Annotated in this window: 18 protein-coding genes; 5 read left to right on the plus strand and 13 right to left on the minus strand. The window is 55.5% G+C overall.

Features of this window, described 5'->3' with window-relative positions; genetic code table 11:
* Window positions 1–19: 19 nt before the first annotated feature.
* The 12 genes from trpS to GTGU_RS15275 all read right to left on the minus strand — a co-directional run bounded on the left by trpS (window position 20) and on the right by GTGU_RS15275 (window position 9,973).
* Window positions 20–1,024 (minus strand): tryptophan--tRNA ligase, encoded by a 1,005-nt coding sequence (gene trpS, locus GTGU_RS15220; RefSeq protein ID WP_038158727.1) that lies wholly within the window; start codon window positions 1,022–1,024, stop codon window positions 20–22.
* On the minus strand, window positions 1,017–1,778 hold the full coding sequence (gph, locus tag GTGU_RS15225; RefSeq protein ID WP_038158728.1) for a phosphoglycolate phosphatase: 762 nt from the start codon (window positions 1,776–1,778) through the stop codon (window positions 1,017–1,019). Before gph ends, trpS begins: the two co-directional genes overlap by 8 nt.
* Window positions 1,771–2,448 (minus strand): ribulose-phosphate 3-epimerase, encoded by a 678-nt coding sequence (rpe, locus tag GTGU_RS15230; protein WP_038158731.1) that lies wholly within the window; start codon window positions 2,446–2,448, stop codon window positions 1,771–1,773. Before rpe ends, gph begins: the two co-directional genes overlap by 8 nt.
* Before the next feature lie 38 nt (window positions 2,449–2,486).
* Window positions 2,487–3,323, minus strand: a complete 837-nt coding sequence (dam, locus tag GTGU_RS15235) for an adenine-specific DNA-methyltransferase (RefSeq protein WP_038158733.1) — start codon at window positions 3,321–3,323, stop codon at window positions 2,487–2,489.
* Window positions 3,324–3,405: 82 nt separating this feature from the next.
* On the minus strand, window positions 3,406–4,668 hold the full coding sequence (gene damX, locus GTGU_RS15240; protein ID WP_038158734.1) for a cell division protein DamX: 1,263 nt from the start codon (window positions 4,666–4,668) through the stop codon (window positions 3,406–3,408).
* Window positions 4,669–4,729: 61 nt separating this feature from the next.
* Complete coding sequence (gene aroB / locus GTGU_RS15245) at window positions 4,730–5,824, minus strand: 3-dehydroquinate synthase (protein WP_038158737.1); 1,095 nt, start codon at window positions 5,822–5,824, stop codon at window positions 4,730–4,732.
* A gap of 54 nt (window positions 5,825–5,878) precedes the next feature.
* Window positions 5,879–6,400, minus strand: a complete 522-nt coding sequence (aroK, locus tag GTGU_RS15250) for a shikimate kinase AroK (protein WP_038158739.1) — start codon at window positions 6,398–6,400, stop codon at window positions 5,879–5,881.
* A gap of 292 nt (window positions 6,401–6,692) precedes the next feature.
* The gene (hofQ, locus tag GTGU_RS15255; RefSeq protein ID WP_051857366.1) at window positions 6,693–7,925 is read right to left on the minus strand and encodes a DNA uptake porin HofQ; all 1,233 of its coding nucleotides are present in this window, start codon (window positions 7,923–7,925) and stop codon (window positions 6,693–6,695) included.
* A complete protein-coding gene (locus tag GTGU_RS15260) occupies window positions 7,843–8,244 on the minus strand; it encodes a HofP DNA utilization family protein (protein WP_038158744.1) in 402 nt (133 codons plus the stop codon). The genes hofQ and GTGU_RS15260 overlap by 83 nt, the downstream gene beginning before the upstream one ends.
* Entirely contained in the window at window positions 8,234–8,671 is a 438-nt protein-coding gene (locus GTGU_RS15265) for a HofO family protein (protein WP_051857367.1), read from the minus strand. Before GTGU_RS15265 ends, GTGU_RS15260 begins: the two co-directional genes overlap by 11 nt.
* Window positions 8,655–9,191, minus strand: coding sequence for a PilN domain-containing protein (locus tag GTGU_RS15270; RefSeq protein WP_051857368.1), 537 nt, complete (start codon window positions 9,189–9,191; stop codon window positions 8,655–8,657). The genes GTGU_RS15265 and GTGU_RS15270 overlap by 17 nt, the downstream gene beginning before the upstream one ends.
* Window positions 9,185–9,973 carry a type IV pilus biogenesis protein PilM gene (locus GTGU_RS15275; RefSeq protein ID WP_038158747.1) on the minus strand — a complete coding sequence of 263 codons (789 nt, stop codon included), beginning with the start codon at window positions 9,971–9,973 and terminating at the stop codon, window positions 9,185–9,187. Before GTGU_RS15275 ends, GTGU_RS15270 begins: the two co-directional genes overlap by 7 nt.
* 117 nt (window positions 9,974–10,090) lie before the next feature.
* Between GTGU_RS15275 and mrcA the strand changes: the two genes are divergently transcribed.
* Complete coding sequence (gene mrcA / locus GTGU_RS15280) at window positions 10,091–12,643, plus strand: peptidoglycan glycosyltransferase/peptidoglycan DD-transpeptidase MrcA (RefSeq protein ID WP_038158750.1); 2,553 nt, start codon at window positions 10,091–10,093, stop codon at window positions 12,641–12,643.
* A 39-nt stretch (window positions 12,644–12,682) separates the two neighbouring features.
* Here the strand turns inward: mrcA and nudE are convergent, their stop codons facing one another.
* The gene (gene nudE / locus GTGU_RS15285) at window positions 12,683–13,243 is read right to left on the minus strand and encodes an ADP compounds hydrolase NudE (RefSeq protein WP_038158754.1); all 561 of its coding nucleotides are present in this window, start codon (window positions 13,241–13,243) and stop codon (window positions 12,683–12,685) included.
* A 320-nt stretch (window positions 13,244–13,563) separates the two neighbouring features.
* Between nudE and GTGU_RS15290 the strand changes: the two genes are divergently transcribed.
* From GTGU_RS15290 to hslO, 4 genes are read left to right on the plus strand one after another with little or no spacing between them, the layout of a single operon-like run.
* Window positions 13,564–15,693: an intracellular growth attenuator family protein gene (locus GTGU_RS15290; RefSeq protein ID WP_038158758.1), complete on the plus strand. Its 2,130-nt coding sequence runs from the start codon at window positions 13,564–13,566 to the stop codon at window positions 15,691–15,693.
* 60 nt (window positions 15,694–15,753) lie between these two features.
* Window positions 15,754–16,431, plus strand: a complete 678-nt coding sequence (gene yrfG / locus GTGU_RS15295) for a GMP/IMP nucleotidase (RefSeq protein ID WP_038158763.1) — start codon at window positions 15,754–15,756, stop codon at window positions 16,429–16,431.
* A 2-nt stretch (window positions 16,432–16,433) separates the two neighbouring features.
* Window positions 16,434–16,835: a ribosome-associated heat shock protein Hsp15 gene (gene hslR / locus GTGU_RS15300; RefSeq protein ID WP_038158766.1), complete on the plus strand. Its 402-nt coding sequence runs from the start codon at window positions 16,434–16,436 to the stop codon at window positions 16,833–16,835.
* A gap of 24 nt (window positions 16,836–16,859) precedes the next feature.
* On the plus strand, window positions 16,860–17,738 hold the full coding sequence (gene hslO, locus GTGU_RS15305) for an Hsp33 family molecular chaperone HslO (protein WP_038158768.1): 879 nt from the start codon (window positions 16,860–16,862) through the stop codon (window positions 17,736–17,738).
* The last annotated feature ends 99 nt before the right edge of the window (window positions 17,739–17,837 follow it).

Raw genomic sequence — 17,837 nt, forward strand, 5'->3', positions numbered from 1 at the left:
TTTATTGTCATATGATGACTTACGGATGCGCAACAAAACCAATCGCGTCGTAGACGGCTTTCAGCGTCACAGACGCCCGCGCGCGCGCTTTTTCCGCTCCCGCTTTCATTACTTGTTGCAGGAAGGCTTCATCGTTACGGTAGCGGTGATAACGCTCCTGCAGCTCGCTCAGCATACCGGCAACGGCATCGGCCACTTCGGTTTTGAGGTGACCATACATTTTGCCTTCGAAATGCTGCTCCAGCTCAGGAATGCTCTTGCCGGTGGCGGCAGAGAGGATATCCAGCAGGTTCGACACCCCGGCTTTGTTTGGCACATCGTAACGCACTACCGGCGGCTCGTCAGAGTCGGTCACCGCGCGTTTGATTTTCTTCACGACAGATTTCGGATCTTCCAGCAGACCGATCACGTTGTTGCGGTTATCGTCTGACTTGGACATCTTTTTAGTCGGTTCCAGCAGCGACATTACACGCGCGCCGGATTTCGGAATAAACGGCTCAGGCACTTTGAAGATATCGCCGTAGATGGCATTAAAGCGCTGGGCAACGTCACGGCTCAATTCCAGATGCTGTTTCTGATCTTCGCCCACCGGCACCTGATTGGTCTGATACAGCAGAATATCTGCCGCCATCAGTACCGGGTAATCAAACAGACCGGCGTTGATGTTCTCAGCGTAACGGGCTGATTTATCCTTAAACTGCGTCATGCGGCTCAGCTCACCGAAATAGGTGTAGCAGTTCAGCGCCCAGCTCAGCTGTGCATGTTCCGGCACATGTGACTGCACGAAAATCGTGCTTTTTTCCGGGTCAATGCCACAGGCCAGATACAGCGCGAGGGTATCCAGCGTCGCTTTACGCAACTGCTGCGGATCCTGACGCACGGTAATGGCGTGCTGGTCAACGATGCAGTAAATACAGTGATAGTCGTCCTGCATGTTCACCCACTGACGCAGCGCACCCATGTAGTTGCCAATGGTCAATTCACCTGAGGGCTGTGCGCCACTAAAAACAACGGGCTTAGTCATTTTTCAATTCCTGAAGTTCACTGTACGGAAGCCCGAATGCGGGCAGTAGTTCATCGAAACGATCGAAAATCACATCGGGTTCGCTGAGTGCGATCGATTCGCCATAGTTGTAGCCGTAGGTCAGTCCGACACAACGGCAACCGGCGGCTTTTGCCGCAAGAATATCATTGCGGGAATCGCCGACAAAAAGCAACGTTTGCGGCGCAAGACCTAAACGTTCAGCGACCAGCAACAGCGGTTCGGGATGTGGTTTCTTGTTCTGCACATCGTCGCCACCAATGATGACGTCAAAGAGATGCGCAATACCCAGCGCGTCGAGGATCGGCGCGACAAACGGCGTCGGCTTATTGGTCACCAGCGCCAGCGGCAGACCGTGGGCATGCAACGCGCCGAGCGTTTCAGCCACCGCAGGGAACAAGAAACTGCCCGCTTCGGCATGCTCGGCATAGTAGCGATCAAACAGCTTACGCAAAATACGAATTTGCTCTTCGGCCGGAATATCGCTGTCATCCACCGACGGTTTACCCATCGCGGCACGCAGCGTCGCGCGCTCCTGACGCGCCCAGGTCAGCGCGCGCTGCATGAGAACGTCCGCACCATTGCCGATCCAGGTGATGACACGTTCTTCGCCTGCGACCGGCAGCTCAAGCGCATACAGCGCGCTGTCAACGGCGGCGGTAAGCCCCGGCGCGCTGTCAACCAGCGTCCCGTCGAGATCAAACGCAACGCCTTTTATCAACTGCATATCAATCATGACGTACCTTTGCCAGTTCACTACGCATGTCGTCGACCACTTTTTTGTAGTCTGGCTGATCGAAAATAGCGGAACCGGCAACAAACATATCAGCGCCTGCCGCCGCGATTTCCGCGATATTGCTTACCTTAACACCGCCGTCCACTTCGAGACGAATATCATAACCTGATTGATCGATGCGACGACGCACTTCACGCAGCTTTTCCAGCGTATGCGGAATGAACGACTGACCGCCGAAGCCCGGGTTGACGGACATCAGCAGTATGACGTCAAGCTTGTCCATAACATGGTCGAGATAGGTCAGCGGCGTAGCCGGGTTAAATACCAGTCCCGCTTTACAACCATTCTCTTTAATCAGTTGCAGGGAGCGATCAACATGCTCGGAGGCTTCCGGATGAAAAGTAATGATATTGGCGCCAGCCGCCGCGAAATCAGGAATGATGCGATCGACCGGTTTTACCATCAGATGCACATCTACTGGCGCGGTGATGCCATATTTACGCAGCGATTTCAGCACCATCGGGCCAATGGTCAGATTCGGAACATAGTGGTTATCCATAACGTCGAAATGGACGACATCCGCACCGGCAGCCAGCGCTTTCGCCGTGTCTTCACCCAGGCGGGCAAAATCAGCCGACAGAATTGAGGGGGCAATCAAATACTGTTTCATCCGCATCTCCTTGGGCGCCGGGCGGACCGGCGCATGCATTATTTTTTAGCGGTCGATACGTTGCCTGGGCGGTACAGCGCCAGCAGTTCGTCCACCTTTTTACGTGTGCCGCCATTACTGCTGATACTGCGTCGCACCTTCACGACGTGCAGTTTGGCCAGCTGATACCATTCGCGCGTCAGCGCCGTATCATGGTTAGAAATCAGCACCGGAATATGATTATTCACCAGTCCTTCGGCGAGCTGCGCCAGATGCGCCTGCTGTTCCAGACTAAAGCTGTTCGTATGATACGCCGTAAAGTTGGCGGTCGCAGAAAGCGGCGCATACGGCGGATCACAATAAACGACGGTTTTGTTGTCGGCGCGCGCCAGGCTGTCAGCGTAGGACTCGCAATAGAAGTACGCATTCTGTGCCTTTTGCGCGAAATGATACAACTCAGCTTCCGGGAAGTAGGGTTTTTTATAACGGCCAAACGGCACGTTGAATTCACCCTTCAGGTTGTAACGGCACAAGCCATTGTAACCATGCCGGTTCAGATACAAAAACAGCACCGCGCGTCGCAGCGGATCCTGGCACTGGTTGAACTCATCACGAAACTGATAGTACACCTCGGAGGTATTGGTCACAGGCGTGAACATTTCACGCGCGGCCGTGACATACGTCTCCGTTTGCGTCTTAACAATGTTATAGAGGCTGATCAGATCGCTGTTGATATCCGCGAGGATATAACGAGAAAAATCAGTGTTGAGAAACACCGATCCGGCGCCAACAAAAGGCTCGATCAGGCACTCACCTTTCGGCAAATGCTTTTTGATATCGTCGAGCAGGGGGTATTTCCCCCCTGCCCATTTCAAAAAAGCGCGATTTTTTTTCATGCTGTCTGGCTACTTACACACATTCTCCGGCTGTGGAGAAGAGCTCCGACAGCATCCTGCGCTCCGGGCTTTTGCCCTTGCATTACTTCAGATCGGCCTGGACCTGGCGCAGCGGTTTTGCCCACGGATTTTTTGCCTGTACATCGGCAGGCAACGTGGCAACCGCGCGTTTCGCGTCATCTTTCGAAGCGTATACCCCGCTGACCAGCACATACCACGGCTGACCATTACGTGTCGTCTCGTAGACAACGTAATTTTTCAGGTTTTCTTTCTTCGCCCAACCATTCAGGTTGTTGTAGTTAGACGAACTGCTGAGCTGCAGCGTGTAATGACTTGACGGGGCTGACTTCAGCGAACCCACATCGCCTGCTGTTTTGCCGCCAGAGGTCGCAGCCGGCGCAGTGGTGGCTGTCGCGGCAGGTTTTGCCTGCGCGGTCGCCGCTGGTGTGCTGGCCGGGGTACTGGTCGGTTTTGGCTGCGCGACCGGTTTCGGCGCGCTGGTGGTGGTTTTCGCGGTCGCCTGCGGTTTCGTTTGCGGCTTCGCTTCAATCACTGCTTGTTTGCGTTCCGGGCGGGCAGGCGTCGTCTGGCGTGGTGCTGTTTCAGTCGTTGCTGTCTGGCGCGGCGTCGTGCCTGTCGTACCCGTAGCACCATTACGCACTGGCGCAACGGTTGCCGGTTCAGTCGGTAACGTGGAACCGACCACCGCGTTGTCAATCTGGCCCTGCTGTTGCGTCAGCGCACTGTTCAAATCGCCCTGGACTTCCACGCGCTGTTGGCCTTCCGGCGCAGTGTTTACCTGACCCTGGGTCGGCGTAGAGGAAATCGGCGGTACGGAGACGTCCTGCGGCGCATTATTTGCCGTCTGGCCACCAGCGGTGTCGCCGGGCGCAGGCTGAGCGCCATTTGCCTGGTCTGTCGCCGTGCTGCCGGAGAGATCGATACTGCGCTCAGTAGACGCGGTTTGTTCATTTGAGGATGGGGTGGATGGCGCCTGCAGCGCAGAGCCGATGCCGATAATAAGCAACAGCAGAACCAGAATCCCCAGACCCATCATGATGTACTGGCGGGAGGCCGGTTTACTGGCAGTGGCTTTTTTACGTTTACGTGGGCGGCGCTCAACCGGAGCGTCCTGCTCTTCATACTCGTCGTCAGATTCATAATACGTTTCTTCCTCTTCACGTGCCCGACGGGCATGCGTCGGACGACGATCATCCGTATCAAAGTCCACATCATCAAAATTGATCTGTGGCTCGTTGTCGCGGTCGGAAGACTGACGAGAACGACCAGCGCGACGATCGCTGGGATCGGGCTTCAGCTCGTCTTCTGGTTTGAATTCATCCATTTAACACCCCACTAAAAGGCGTGTGCCTGAGACTCTTGCACATCACCTGAAACTGACTTTTTTATTTGAGCTCCTGCTGAGTATCAGCAATCGCGTCCAGAACCACTTCGTGCGACACTCCGCCGCGTACTTCACTTTTCCCTATTTCCAGCGGCAGCACTAAACGCAGCTCACCCGCCAGTACTTTCTTATCGCGCATCATGTGAGGCAAATACGCCTGAGCAGACATCTCCCGCGGCCCCGTTACCGGAAGCCCTGCCCGCCTGAGCAACGCAATGATACGCTGCGTATCCTGAGCATTAAACTGCCCAAGACGTTCTGAAGCATGCGCCGCCATCACCATCCCGGCAGCCACGGCTTCGCCATGCAGCCAGTTGCCATACCCCATTTCGGCTTCAATCGCGTGACCAAACGTATGCCCAAGATTCAGTAAAGCACGTAAGCCGGTTTCGCGCTCGTCTGCTGCGACAACTTCGGCTTTCAGCTCACAACAACGGCGGATACAGTACGCCATTGCTTTTTCATCCAGCGCCATCAGCGCATCAATATTTTGTTCCAGCCAGTAAAAAAAGTCGCCATCAAGAATGATGCCGTACTTAATGACTTCAGCAAGCCCGGAGGAGAGTTCGCGCGCTGGCAACGTTTTCAGGCAGTTCAGATCCACCACCACAGAGGCGGGTTGCCAGAAAGCACCAATCATATTTTTGCCGAGCGGATGGTTAACGGCTGTTTTGCCGCCAACGGAGGAATCAACCTGCGACAGCAATGTGGTCGGCACCTGAATAAAGCGCACGCCGCGTTGATAGCTGGCTGCGGCGAAACCGGTAAGATCACCCACCACACCACCACCAAGCGCCACCAGTGTGGTGTCACGACCATGGGGTTTTTGCAGGAGAGCAGTAAAGACCTGATCCAGTACGGTCAGGCTTTTGTACTGCTCGCCATCAGGAAGGATAACGCTGTCGACCTTCACGCCTGCCTTTTCAAGCACCGTGCGGAGCGTATTCAAATAAAGCGGCGCCAGCGTTTCATTGGTGACCAGCATGACCTGGTCGCCGGATTTCAGTGGCAAGAACGATGCTGGTTCATCGAACAAACCAGCCGCGATGGTGATCGGGTAACTACGTTCTCCGAGCGTGACAGTGAGCCTCTCCATAACGCGCATCCACCTTATTTGCTTATTTTTCGCTGGCGTTTTCTTGTGCCAGAATCAGTTACTTTCCAGCATTTGAACGATTTGGTTAGCAACGACTTTCGCGCTCTGATCGTCAGTACGGATCGTCACGTCAGCAATCTCTTCGTACAGAGGATTACGTTCGTCGGCCAGCGCTTCAAGCACCTCACGCGGCGGCGTTTCCACCTGCAGTAAAGGACGTTTTTTGTCGCGTTGTGTACGCGCCAGTTGCTTTTCGATAGTGGTTTCCAGGTAGACGACCACGCCACGCGCGGAGAGACGATTACGGGTTTCGCGGGATTTTACAGAGCCGCCGCCAGTGGCCAGCACAATACCCTGTTTTTCCGTGAGTTCGTTGATGATCTTTTCTTCACGATCGCGGAAACCTTCTTCGCCTTCTACATCGAAGACCCAGCCTACATCTGCACCAGTGCGTTTCTCAATCTCTTGATCAGAATCGTAAAATTCCATGTTGAGTTGTTGAGCTAACTGGCGCCCAATAGTGCTTTTGCCGGCACCCATAGGCCCAACCAGAAAGATATTGCGTTTCTCTGCCATTTTTTCGGTACTACTAAGACTATTCGTTAATGGTAAACCCACGTCGCTTACATCCTGCGCTGTGGGACATGAACTGAAACCTCATATGCGATAGTGCGAGAGTCAGACTAAAAATTATCTCAATACTCCGGCGGGTTTGGCAACAGTTAAAGATCGCCGGGCTACGGGCTGGCCCACTTCAGGGATGGGCTCGCCACTGACGCTCAAAATCGGTACCCCTTGTATGCTAAATCCATCCGTACGTCAAACACCTGAAACGTGTTCAGCGTAAAAAAGCCGTCTGGCTTGCTGCTTAGTGAACAGAAACAATACGCGGGGTGATGAATACCACCAGCTCGCGTCGTTCATTATCTTTTCCGTCGTGACGAAAGAGCTGCCCAAGCCAGGGAATGTCGCCGAGTAGCGGAATACTGTCGCGGGCGGATTTGTTCTTTTGCGAAAATATTCCACCCAATGCCAGCGTTTCGCCACTTTTGACTTCCACTTGCGTTTCAATTTCCTGCTTATCAATCGCCAGTACTTCGCCATCCGCCTGCTGAAGAACCTGACCCGGCATATTTTCGCTAATGCGTAACTTTAGTCGCACACGGTTGTTCTGCAACACTGCTGGCGTGACTTCCATGCCCAGCACCGCCTCTTTGAATTCCACCGACGTGGCACCGCTCTCGCCGCTGGACACCTGATAGGGAATTTCACTGCCTTGTTTAATACTGGCGGGCTGCAGGTGTGAGGCCAGTAAACGCGGGCTGGCGATGATATCCACTTTCTGCTTTTGCTCCAGCGCAGAGAGTTCCAGCTCAAGCAATCGCCCGTTAATATGGCCGATATTGAATCCCACACGCGTGGGCGCGTCAGCAACGGACAGATCACTACCCAGAGTCGTTAACTTTCCATTGCCCACGGCACCTTCGGCTTCTGCCAGACTCCACTTCACACCCAGCTCCTGCAGACTCTTTTCATTGATAGTGACGATATGCGCCGCCAGTTCGACCTGCCCCACGGGCAGATCCATCTCTTTCGCCCAGTCCATTAGTGCACGGGCATGACTTTTGTCGTCGCGGACAACCAACCGGTTCATACGTTTGTCTACCGTCAGATTCCCACGTGGCGAGAGCAGTTTCTCCCCCGCTTTCGCCAGTTCTGTGGCATCAGCATATTCAAGCGGGATACTCTGCCCTACCAGTGGCGTGGCGAGTTGTTGCCTGGCGGTTTCCGCCTCCCGCTGTGCCTGCTTCTCTTTCAGCCACGACTGCGAGTGTACAGAGAGAACGCGCCCCTCCTGCGACAACACCAGACCGGCGCTGTTCACGACCGTTTGCAGTGCCTGCTTCCAGGGAATGTTTATCAGGTGCAGTGAAACCGCCCCGCTGACCTCAGGCCCTACCACCAGATTACGCTGTTCCAGTGCCGCAAGGCTTTGCAGTACCTGAGCGACAGGAACCTCATCCACCACCAGCGAGACGTTCTTTTCGGCCAGAGCTAACGGTGCCAGCAGGCAGAGCCACAGGCTTATCCATGCTTTCATTTTTTTCTCCTTCCTTGATCCAGGTCCAGCGCGCCGGGTCGCACCCTTCGCCAGTATCAATGGTCATATCTGCTTCGGTGATCGCTACCAGATGCCAGCCGGTCACGAACGACATACCCGGCTCCACCCGAAGCCATTTTCCTTCGCTGTCTTTAATCAGACCGATGCGGCGATGCGCATGACTGATGCTGCCCCGGTAATGCCACTGCGCCAGTTGGGACGTATGACAGAGGTCAACTGGCGGCGCGAACGGGTCGCGCATCCCCATTAGCGCAGGCAGCAGCGCGATCAGCAGCCAGGAGGAAGCTTTACTCGCCATGTATCACCTCCAGTTGCAGCGTTAATTGCAGCCTGCCGTTAACGGGGTGAAGACTGAACGCGACGACCTGCATATTGCGTTCAGCGAGACGCGGGAATAGCGATGGGACATCTACCCATTGCGTATCCAGTACCATTTCTCCGCCCGTTTCCGTCGGCTGCCAGCGCAACAGTCGCGTGCCATCACGCTGAAAATCCAGCGGTGAAAAAGAAACCGCTGCAGACGGGGTTTTCTGATGTTGCCCCACCTGCATTTGTAGCGCCCGCAACGTTTGCCACTGGCGGTGCGGGGTAGCGGTATTCAGCGTGCCCCCTGACCTCGGCAGGCAATAACCGCCGATGATGGTCAATAAAAGAACCACACCCAGCCAGAAACCGCAGCGAGTGAATGGTGTTGCATCGCACCAGCGTTCAGGGAGTTGCCGCATTAACGCTCTCCAGTCGCAGGGTAAATTGCCAGCGCCCCTGTGCATCCCGCTCGGTTTTTCCGGCCTTCGCGGGTTTCAGATCCGGCAGCTCCCGCAACGCCTCGTTAAGCGCGGCAAGTGCCGGAAAAGCGGAGGCATACCCGTTCAGCGTCAATGCATTGTTTTGCCACAACAGTTCTGTCAGCCAGGCTTGCTCAGGAAAACGTGTCGCGATCACTTGCAGTCGTGGTTGCCACGCCTGCGTCATGGCACGCCGTGCCTGCCACTGCAGGCGGGCCTCTGCCTGTTGTAGCGTTTGCCGTAGCGGTGTTTCGCGCTGCGCCAGCGCCTGCTGTAGCTCACGGTTGGACGTTGAATAAAGTTCGGCAATGTGATGAGTATTCTCCAGCGTCATTCGGGTCAGCAGCCAGGCAAGGGTGATGACGAAGAAAGTGCCGGAAAATACCCACGTCCAGAACCGTAGACAGCGCTGTTGCCGACGCTCACGCCAGGGGAGAAAATTCACCTGATGCATCACCATGCGTAGACTCCCAGCGCCAGCGCGATGGCAACGGCGAAGGCGTCGCTGTCGGGCGGCAACGGCGGCTGGCGTTTGATGATGATGCTCCATGGATCAAAATGCGGTTCCGTAGCAGGCTGCGCGGTGCACAGTGTCAGTGGCTGTTGTACGTGCGAACGCAGCTCGCTGATTGTTACCGCCTGTGAAAACTCCGTTGCCCCCCAGCGGTTATTCGTCGCCCACAGCCAGGCGTCGGCGTCACGCCAGACCACGCCCTGTTCAGGTTGAGCCAGATAAGGAAGGAAATGGTGCAGCGCGCTGGCATCCGGCGTAATAGCGACCGCCTGCAGATTGAGTTTCTGCGCCATCTGTTGCAGCGCGACGACTTCACGCTGCTGCGCTACCGTCACCCGATATTCGCGCGGTGAGTCATCGGGGGCATAATCAAAGCAGAGCGCCGCCGCATCCATTTCCATCCGCTTCGCCATATGGCTCGCCACCCACTGGGTGGAGTCCCGTTCACGAAGCGTCATTGCCGGCCGCGGGATAGTTTTTTGCAGCGTTCTGCTGGCAGGAAACGCCAGCGCCACCTGATGCTGAAGCGGCAGTTCGCGCCGCCAGGAACGCAGTACTTTAACCATGCAGTCGGACTGGATAACAATGCCCCGTTCTGCCGCACTGGCAGGTAACGGAATCGACCACCAGCGGCGCAACGACCAGCCCACACGCTCGCGCTGCACCGCCACAATCACGATTCGCTCATGCTGAATATGCAAACCCACCTGCCAGCACCTGAAGGCCATATTTGCGATCTCCTTATCCGCCGTCACCTTAACGGCTATCAATGCATCAGGCTTGCCTTTATACTACCGCGCGTTTGCTTATAAACTGCCCAAGTGAAACTTAATGGGAATTCTCCGGTGAAGTTCGTAAAGTATTTATTGATCCTTGCAGTCTGTTGCATTCTGCTGGGAGCAGGCTCGATCTACGGCCTCTACAAATATATAGAGCCGCAACTCCCTGATGTTGCGACGCTCAAAGACGTGCGTCTGCAAATTCCAATGCAGGTCTACAGCGCGGACGGTGAGCTGATTGCCCAATATGGCGAGAAGCGACGTATTCCGGTCACGCTGAGTGAAATGCCACCACAACTGGTAAGAGCGTTTATCGCCACCGAAGACAGCCGCTTCTATGAGCATCACGGCGTCGATCCGGTGGGGATTTTCCGTGCCGCCAGCGTCGCGTTGTTCTCGGGGCACGCCTCACAAGGGGCAAGTACCATCACCCAGCAGCTGGCGCGTAACTTCTTCTTAAGCCCTGAAAAAACGCTGATGCGTAAAATTAAGGAAGTGTTCCTGGCCGTCCGCATTGAGCAGTTGCTGAATAAAGATGAGATCCTCGAACTCTACCTGAATAAGATCTATCTGGGTTATCGCGCGTATGGTGTTGGCGCGGCGGCGCAGGTCTATTTTGGCAAATCTGTTGCACAGCTGAACCTCAGCGAAATGGCGATGATTGCCGGTTTGCCAAAAGCGCCGTCGACCTTTAACCCGCTCTATTCCATGGAGCGTGCCACCGCTCGCCGCAACGTCGTGCTGTCACGCATGCTAAGCGAAGGCTACATCACGCAGACCCAATACGATCAGGCCATCCGCGAGCCTATCGACGCCAGCTATCACACGCCGGAAATTGCCTTTTCTGCACCCTACCTGACAGAAATGGTGCGTCAGGAGATGGTCGGACGTTATGGCGAACTGGCTTATGAAGATGGCTATCGCATTTACACCACCATCACCCGCAAGACGCAGCTCGCCGCTCAGGATGCGCTGCGCAAGAACGTGATGGACTACGACATGCGCCACGGCTATCGCGGCCCGTCAAACGTGTTGTGGAAAGTGGGCGAAGCTGCATGGGACAGCAAGCGCATTACTGACTCGCTGAAGAGTCTGCCAATCTACGGGCCGCTCGTTCCTGCGGTGGTAACGGCGGCGAATCCCCAGGAAGCCACGGCGATGATGGCCGACGGCACCTCGATTTCATTACGTATGGAAGGTATCCGCTGGGCACGTCCCTATCGTTCGGATACTCTGCAGGGCACCACGCCGCGTAAAGTGACAGACGCCGTGCAGACAGGCCAGCAGATTTGGGTGCGCCGTGTCGATGACAGCTGGTGGCTGGCACAGGTGCCAGACGTCAACTCTGCGCTGGTCTCCATTAATCCGCAAAACGGCGCGATTATCGCGCTGGTGGGTGGTTTCGACTTCAACCAGAGTAAGTTTAACCGCGCCACCCAGGCGCTGCGTCAGGTAGGCTCAAACATCAAGCCGTTCCTCTATACCGCGGCGATGGATAAAGGGCTGACGCTGGCGAGTATTCTCAACGATGTGCCGATTTCCCGCTGGGATGCCGGGGCTGGTTCTGACTGGCGACCGAAAAACTCGCCCGCGGAATATGCCGGTCCCATTCGTCTGCGCCAGGGGCTGGGACAGTCGAAAAACGTGGTGATGGTCCGCGCGATGCGCGCAATGGGCGTTGATTATGCTGCCGAATATTTGCAACGCTTCGGCTTCCCGGCGCAGAACATCGTGCATACCGAATCGCTGGCGCTGGGTTCCGCGTCGTTTACGCCGCTGCAGGTCGCACGCGGCTATTCGGTGATGGCGAATGGCGGGTTCCTGGTGGATCCCTATTTTATTGCCAAAATCGAGAACGATCAGGGCGGTGTGATTTTCGAGGCGAAACCGAAAATCGCCTGTGCCGAGTGCAATCTGCCAGTGATTTACGGCGATACCGCGAAATCTGACGTGCTGGAAAACAAAGACGTTGAAGACGTCGCCACCTCGCAGGAGCCGCAAAACTCAACAGTGCCAATGCCGCAGCTTGAGCAGGCAAACCAGGCGCTGGTGGCGCAGAGCGGCGGGCAGGAATATGCCCCACACGTCATCAGCACACCGCTCGCATTCCTGATTAAAAGCGCGCTGAATACCAACATCTTTGGCGAGCCCGGCTGGCAGGGCACCGGCTGGCGCGCTGGCCGCGATCTGCAACGCCACGATATCGGCGGCAAGACGGGTACCACCAACAGCTCTAAAGATGCCTGGTTCTCCGGTTACGGCCCGGATGTCGTCACGTCGGTATGGATTGGCTTTGACGATCACCGTCGCGATCTGGGGCGCACCACTGCTTCCGGAGCAATCAAAGATCAGATCTCCGGTTATGAAGGCGGTGCCAAGAGTGCTCAACCAGCCTGGGATGATTTCATGAAAGTCGTGCTGGAAGGTGTGCCGGAACAACCGCTGACCCCGCCGCCGGGTGTGGTGACAATCAACATTGATCGCTATACCGGCCAGCTGGCCAGCGGCGGCAACAGCCGTGCGGAATACTTTATCGAGGGAACGCAGCCGACTCATCAGGCGGTGCGTGAAGTGGGGACCACCATTATCGATAACGGTGAAACCCACGAACTGTTCTGATTAAAAAAGGCGCCGCTGGCGCCTTTTTTCTTACCCTGTTTACAACCGCCCCTGCGCTTTCAGCCATTCCCGGACGAGGAACAGCGCGCTGACGTTGCGGGCTTCGTTGAAATCAGGCTCCTCCAGCAACTCCATCACATTCGCCAGCGGCCAGCGGACCTGCGGCAGTGGCTCGGGTTCATCGCCTGGCAACGATTCCGGGTAGAGGTTTTCTGCCACCACGATATTCATTTTGCTGGAGAAATAAGACGGCGCCATACTCAGCTTCTTCAGAAACGTCAGATCCTGCGCACCAAAGCCCACCTCTTCTTTCAGTTCACGATTCGCCGCTTCGAAAACGGTTTCGCCTGGATCGATCAACCCTTTTGAAAACCCCAGTTCGTAGGATTCAGTTCCGACTGCATACTCACGGATCAGGATCAGGTGGTCATCAACAATCGGCACGATCATTACCGCTTCCCGGCTCGACGGACGCATACGTTCATAAACGCGACGCACACCATTGCTGAACTCCAGATCCACACTTTCGACGTTAAAAAGACGCGAGCGTGCAACGGTTTCGACATTGAGGATAGTGGGCTTCTGTAATGATTTGCTCATTGTGATGGGTCTTTGCAGTGATGACAGGCATCATTGTGCGACAGGCTGCACGGTTTCGGCAATCCAAATTGCCGTTTATTTACATTTTCGCAACCTATTTTATCAATCCCTAATTACACACAAAAGTCAAGAGGTTGAAATCGAATTGAGAATTTGCTGATATTCCCCAAGGGATTGCTCTGGTAAGCTCGCGAATTGCGATTAAGTGCAATTAACCTTTCAAGATCTACGCGATACGTGCCGATAGCTACCTACGGGCTCACGTTAACTGTAACTATGCAACCAACGAAACCTGTAAGAATAAGTAAGATAGGAAACGCATGGGCACCTTTTTAATCTTCTTCGTTGTATTACTGGCCTGCGGTCTGGTGGCGGGATGGTTTTTCCTGCATCGGCCACAACGTCGCCGCTTACCCTGGCTGCACGCGTTTACCGGCGCGGCCTCGCGTAAGCTGACCGAAGAAGAACGCACCGCGGTTGAAAATTACCTCGATGGATTGAGCCGCGTTCAGCAGGTTCCGGCATCGGGTGCCAGCGTCGCGCCGGTAGCGATGACCCTTAACGCACAGAGCGGCACGGTCTATTCCGTCACGCAGTCCATTACCCGCTACGGTATCACCACCGACGATCCCAACAAATGGCGCTACTTTCTCGACGCCGTTGAAGTTCATCTGCCCCCGTTCTGGGAGCAGTACATCAATGATGAAAACAATGTTGAACTGATTTATACCGACTCGCTGCCGCTGGTTATTTCTCTCAATGGTCATACGCTGGCCGACTACCGTCATGAAGCCCACAAATATGCACTGGAGAAAACCTCGTCTACGCAGGCTTCGATTCGTGGTGAAGAGAGCGAACAAATTGAGCTGCTGAATATTCGCCAGGAAACCCGCGAAGAACACGCTCTCAGCCGCCCGGACGGGTTGCGCGAAGCGGTGTTAATTGTCGGCGCGTTTCTGCTCGCCTATTTTTGCCTGCTGGCACCAGACGTGTTCGTTCCATGGCTACTCGGCGGCGCTATTCTGCTCTTGCTGGCAGGGCTATGGGGACTGTTTGCTCCTCCGGCGAAAACCACGCTGCGCGAAATCCACTGTCTGCGCGGTACGCCGAAACGCTGGGGACTGTTTGGCGAAAACAATCAGGAGCAGCTCAATAACATTTCGCTGGGCATTATTGATCTGATCTATCCCCGTCACTGGCAGCCGTGGATTGTGAACGACCTCGGGCAGCAAACCGACATTGATATTTACCTCGACCGAAATGTGGTGCGTCAGGGGCGCTTTTTATCACTGCATGATGAAGTGCGCAATTTCCCCTTACAGCACTGGCTGCGCAGCGCGGTCATTGCGGGCGGCGCGCTGTTAGTGGTGGTGATGCTGTGGGTCAGCGTTCCTCTCAATATGCCGTTTAAGTTCACGCTGTCATGGCTGAAAGGCGCGCAGACGATTGAAGCCACCACCGTGAACCAACTGGAGGATTCCGGTCTGCGCGTTGGCGATACACTGCGCATTCGCGGCACCGGGATGTGTAATATCCATTCGCCAGGCAGCTGGACCGCGCAGGAAAACTCGCCGTTCATGCCGTTTGATTGCTCGCAGATCATCTGGAACGACGCGCCGCCGCTGCCGCTGCCGGAATCTGAAACCGTCACCAAAGCCACAGCTCTGGTGCAGGCAGTGAACCGTCAGTTGCATCCGTCGCCGGATGACAGCTCGCGCGTCAGTCCGGCACTGCGCTCCGCCATTCAAAAGTCAGGAATGGTACTGCTGGATGACTTCGCGGATATCGTTCTGAAAACGCAGGATCTCTGTTCCGGTGGCGATGAGTGCGTGCGCCTTAAAACAGCACTGGTGAACCTCGGTAATACCAAAGACTGGGAAGCGCTGACCCGTCGCGCCAGCTCCGGCAAGCTGGACGGGGTGAATGTTCTGCTCCGCCCGGTCAGCGCCGAATCGCTGGATAGTCTGGTCATTTCCTCCACCGCGCCGTTTGTGATGCGTGAAACCGCACGCGCGGCGCAGGCATTGAACAGCCCGGCCCCTGGCGGATTCCTCATCAGTAGCGATGAAGGCAGCGATCTGGTCTCTCAACCCTATCCGTCTGTCACACTTTATGATTATCCCGCCCACGAGCAGTGGGGCGAATTCCAGCGGCTGGCGCAAATGCTGATGCATACGCCATTCAAAGCAGAAGGGATTGTCACCAATCTTTATACCGACGCCAACGGCACCCGCCACGTGAACTTACACCGCATCCCAGACAGCGCTGCGCTGTGGCGTTACATCGGTACTACACTTCTGATGCTGGCGATGCTCGCTTGTGCTGTCTACAGCGGTATTCAGGCCATCCGCCGGTATCAGCGTCACCGCACGCGCCTGGAAGAGATCCATAAATATTACGAGAGCTGCCACAATCCGGTTCTCCTCCCTTCTCAGGAAGCACACGACTAGCACCAGAGCGCGGCAGGTTATGATACCCTGTCGCGCACTGCTTCTCGCTGGAGTTTCACCATGCATTTTGACATCGCCTGGCAGGAGGTTGATACCGTCCTGTTAGATATGGACGGCACACTGCTCGACCTCGCGTTTGACAATCATTTCTGGCAAAAACTGGTGCCTGAAACTTATGGCGCCCTGCATGGCATCAGCGCGGATGAAGCCCAGGCGGTGATCCGCAAGGAATATCACGCCGTTCAGCATACGCTAAACTGGTACTGTCTGGATTACTGGAGCGAGCGGCTCGGTCTGGACATTTGTGCGATGACTACCGCCCAGGGGCCGCAAGCGGTGCTGCGCGACGACACCGAGCCGTTTCTTGATGCGCTGAAAGCCAGCGGCAAACGCCGTATTTTGCTGACCAACGCGCATCCGCACAATCTGGCGGTGAAACTGGAGCATACGGGGCTTGCATCGCACCTTGATTTATTACTTTCCACCCACACATTTGGTTATCCGAAAGAGGATCAGCGGTTGTGGCAGGCGGTAGCGGAAGAGACTGGACTTTCTGCGCATAAAACGCTGTTTATCGATGACAGTGAACCCATTCTGGATGCGGCTGCCCGGTTTGGCATTCGTTATTGTCTGGGCGTGACGAACCCCGATTCCGGGCTGGCGGAAAAACAGTATCTGCGCCACCCGGGGCTGAATGATTACCGTCGGCTGATCCCCTCACTCACTGAAAAGGAGTGACCATGAAAGAGAAACCCACTGAGGCTGTCAGGCTCGACAAGTGGCTCTGGGCCGCCCGCTTTTACAAAACGCGCGCGCTGGCCAGGGAAATGGTGGATGGCGGCAAAGTGCACTACAACGGCCAGCGAAGCAAGCCGAGCAAAGTGGTGGAACTCAATGCCGTGCTGACGCTACGCCAGGGCAATGACGAACGCACTGTGGTGATTAAGGGCATTACTGAGCAACGACGCCCCGCAAGCGAAGCGGTCACGTTGTATGAAGAGACACCTGAAAGCATCGAAAAGCGCGAGAAAATGGCGCAGGCGCGGAAGTTGAACGCGCTGACGATGCCGCATCCCGACAGGCGACCGGACAAAAAAGAGCGGCGCGACCTGATGAGATTTAAGCATGGTGAGAATGAATAATTGTCACCCGTAAGAGAGAAAATTATGACGCAACACGATCAACTACACCGCTATCTGTTTGAAAATTATGCCGTACGCGGTGAACTGGTGACAGTCTCTGAAACACTGGATCAGATCCTCGCCAACCACAATTACCCGCAGCCGGTGAAAAACGTGCTGTCTGAGCTGCTGGTTGCCACCAGTCTGCTGACCGCTACGCTGAAATTTGCCGGTGATATTACCGTTCAGTTGCAGGGTGATGGCCCGATGACGCTGGCGGTGATCAACGGCGACAATAATCAGCAGCTGCGCGGTGTGGCTCGCGTCCAGGGCGATATCCCGGAAGATGCGTCACTGAAAACGCTGGTAGGTAATGGTTATCTGGTGATCACCATCTCCCCGGACGAAGGCGAACGCTATCAGGGTGTCGTCGGTCTGGAAGGCGAGACGCTGGCGGAATGCCTGGAAGATTACTTCCTGCGCTCTGAGCAGTTGCCAACGCGCCTGATCATTCGTACCGGGGAACATGACGGCAAACCGGCAGCAGGCGGCATGCTGCTTCAGGTGATGCCAGCGCAGAATGCGCAGGCGGCAGATTTCGAACATCTGGTGGCGCTGACCGACACCATCAAAGCCGAAGAACTTTTCTCGCTGCCTGCGAACGACGTGCTGTGGCGCCTGTATCACGAAGAAGAAGTGACGGTCTACGATCCGCAGGGCGTGGAATTCAAATGCACCTGCTCACGCGAACGTTGTGCTGACGCGCTGAAGACGCTGCCGGAGGAAGAAATTAACAGCATCCTGGCGGACGAAGGCGAGATCGACATGCATTGTGATTACTGCGGTAACCACTATGTTTTTAACGCCATGGACATCGCAGAAATTCGGAATAACTCCGCGCCGGCAGATCCACAAATACATTGATCGCCGAAACCCTGGCATACTCTCCTTCTCTTACCGATGTAGAGAAGGAGATTCTCGTTTTTTTTGCCAGAATCCCATGCTATTGCCGCGACGTGAATC

The sequence above is a fragment of the Trabulsiella guamensis ATCC 49490 genome (assembly GCF_000734965.1).
Taxonomy (GTDB): domain Bacteria; phylum Pseudomonadota; class Gammaproteobacteria; order Enterobacterales; family Enterobacteriaceae; genus Trabulsiella; species Trabulsiella guamensis.

What these genes read in the sequence shown, in the direction of transcription:
- GTGU_RS15275 (WP_038158747.1), bottom strand. Translation starts at nt 9,973, where the DNA reads ATGGCCTTCAGGTGCTGGCAGGTGGGTTTGCATATTCAGCATGAGCGA.
- hofQ (WP_051857366.1), bottom strand. Translation starts at nt 7,925, where the DNA reads ATGAAAGCATGGATAAGCCTGTGGCTCTGCCTGCTGGCACCGTTAGCT.
- GTGU_RS15290 (WP_038158758.1), top strand. Translation starts at nt 13,564, where the DNA reads ATGGGCACCTTTTTAATCTTCTTCGTTGTATTACTGGCCTGCGGTCTG.
- GTGU_RS15265 (WP_051857367.1), bottom strand. Translation starts at nt 8,671, where the DNA reads ATGCGGCAACTCCCTGAACGCTGGTGCGATGCAACACCATTCACTCGC.
- GTGU_RS15260 (WP_038158744.1), bottom strand. Translation starts at nt 8,244, where the DNA reads ATGGCGAGTAAAGCTTCCTCCTGGCTGCTGATCGCGCTGCTGCCTGCG.
- hslO (WP_038158768.1), top strand. Translation starts at nt 16,860, where the DNA reads ATGACGCAACACGATCAACTACACCGCTATCTGTTTGAAAATTATGCC.
- aroB (WP_038158737.1), bottom strand. Translation starts at nt 5,824, where the DNA reads ATGGAGAGGCTCACTGTCACGCTCGGAGAACGTAGTTACCCGATCACC.
- gph (WP_038158728.1), bottom strand. Translation starts at nt 1,778, where the DNA reads ATGATTGATATGCAGTTGATAAAAGGCGTTGCGTTTGATCTCGACGGG.
- aroK (WP_038158739.1), bottom strand. Translation starts at nt 6,400, where the DNA reads ATGGCAGAGAAACGCAATATCTTTCTGGTTGGGCCTATGGGTGCCGGC.
- dam (WP_038158733.1), bottom strand. Translation starts at nt 3,323, where the DNA reads ATGAAAAAAAATCGCGCTTTTTTGAAATGGGCAGGGGGGAAATACCCC.
- hslR (WP_038158766.1), top strand. Translation starts at nt 16,434, where the DNA reads ATGAAAGAGAAACCCACTGAGGCTGTCAGGCTCGACAAGTGGCTCTGG.
- rpe (WP_038158731.1), bottom strand. Translation starts at nt 2,448, where the DNA reads ATGAAACAGTATTTGATTGCCCCCTCAATTCTGTCGGCTGATTTTGCC.
- trpS (WP_038158727.1), bottom strand. Translation starts at nt 1,024, where the DNA reads ATGACTAAGCCCGTTGTTTTTAGTGGCGCACAGCCCTCAGGTGAATTG.
- damX (WP_038158734.1), bottom strand. Translation starts at nt 4,668, where the DNA reads ATGGATGAATTCAAACCAGAAGACGAGCTGAAGCCCGATCCCAGCGAT.
- yrfG (WP_038158763.1), top strand. Translation starts at nt 15,754, where the DNA reads ATGCATTTTGACATCGCCTGGCAGGAGGTTGATACCGTCCTGTTAGAT.
- GTGU_RS15270 (WP_051857368.1), bottom strand. Translation starts at nt 9,191, where the DNA reads ATGGTGATGCATCAGGTGAATTTTCTCCCCTGGCGTGAGCGTCGGCAA.
- nudE (WP_038158754.1), bottom strand. Translation starts at nt 13,243, where the DNA reads ATGAGCAAATCATTACAGAAGCCCACTATCCTCAATGTCGAAACCGTT.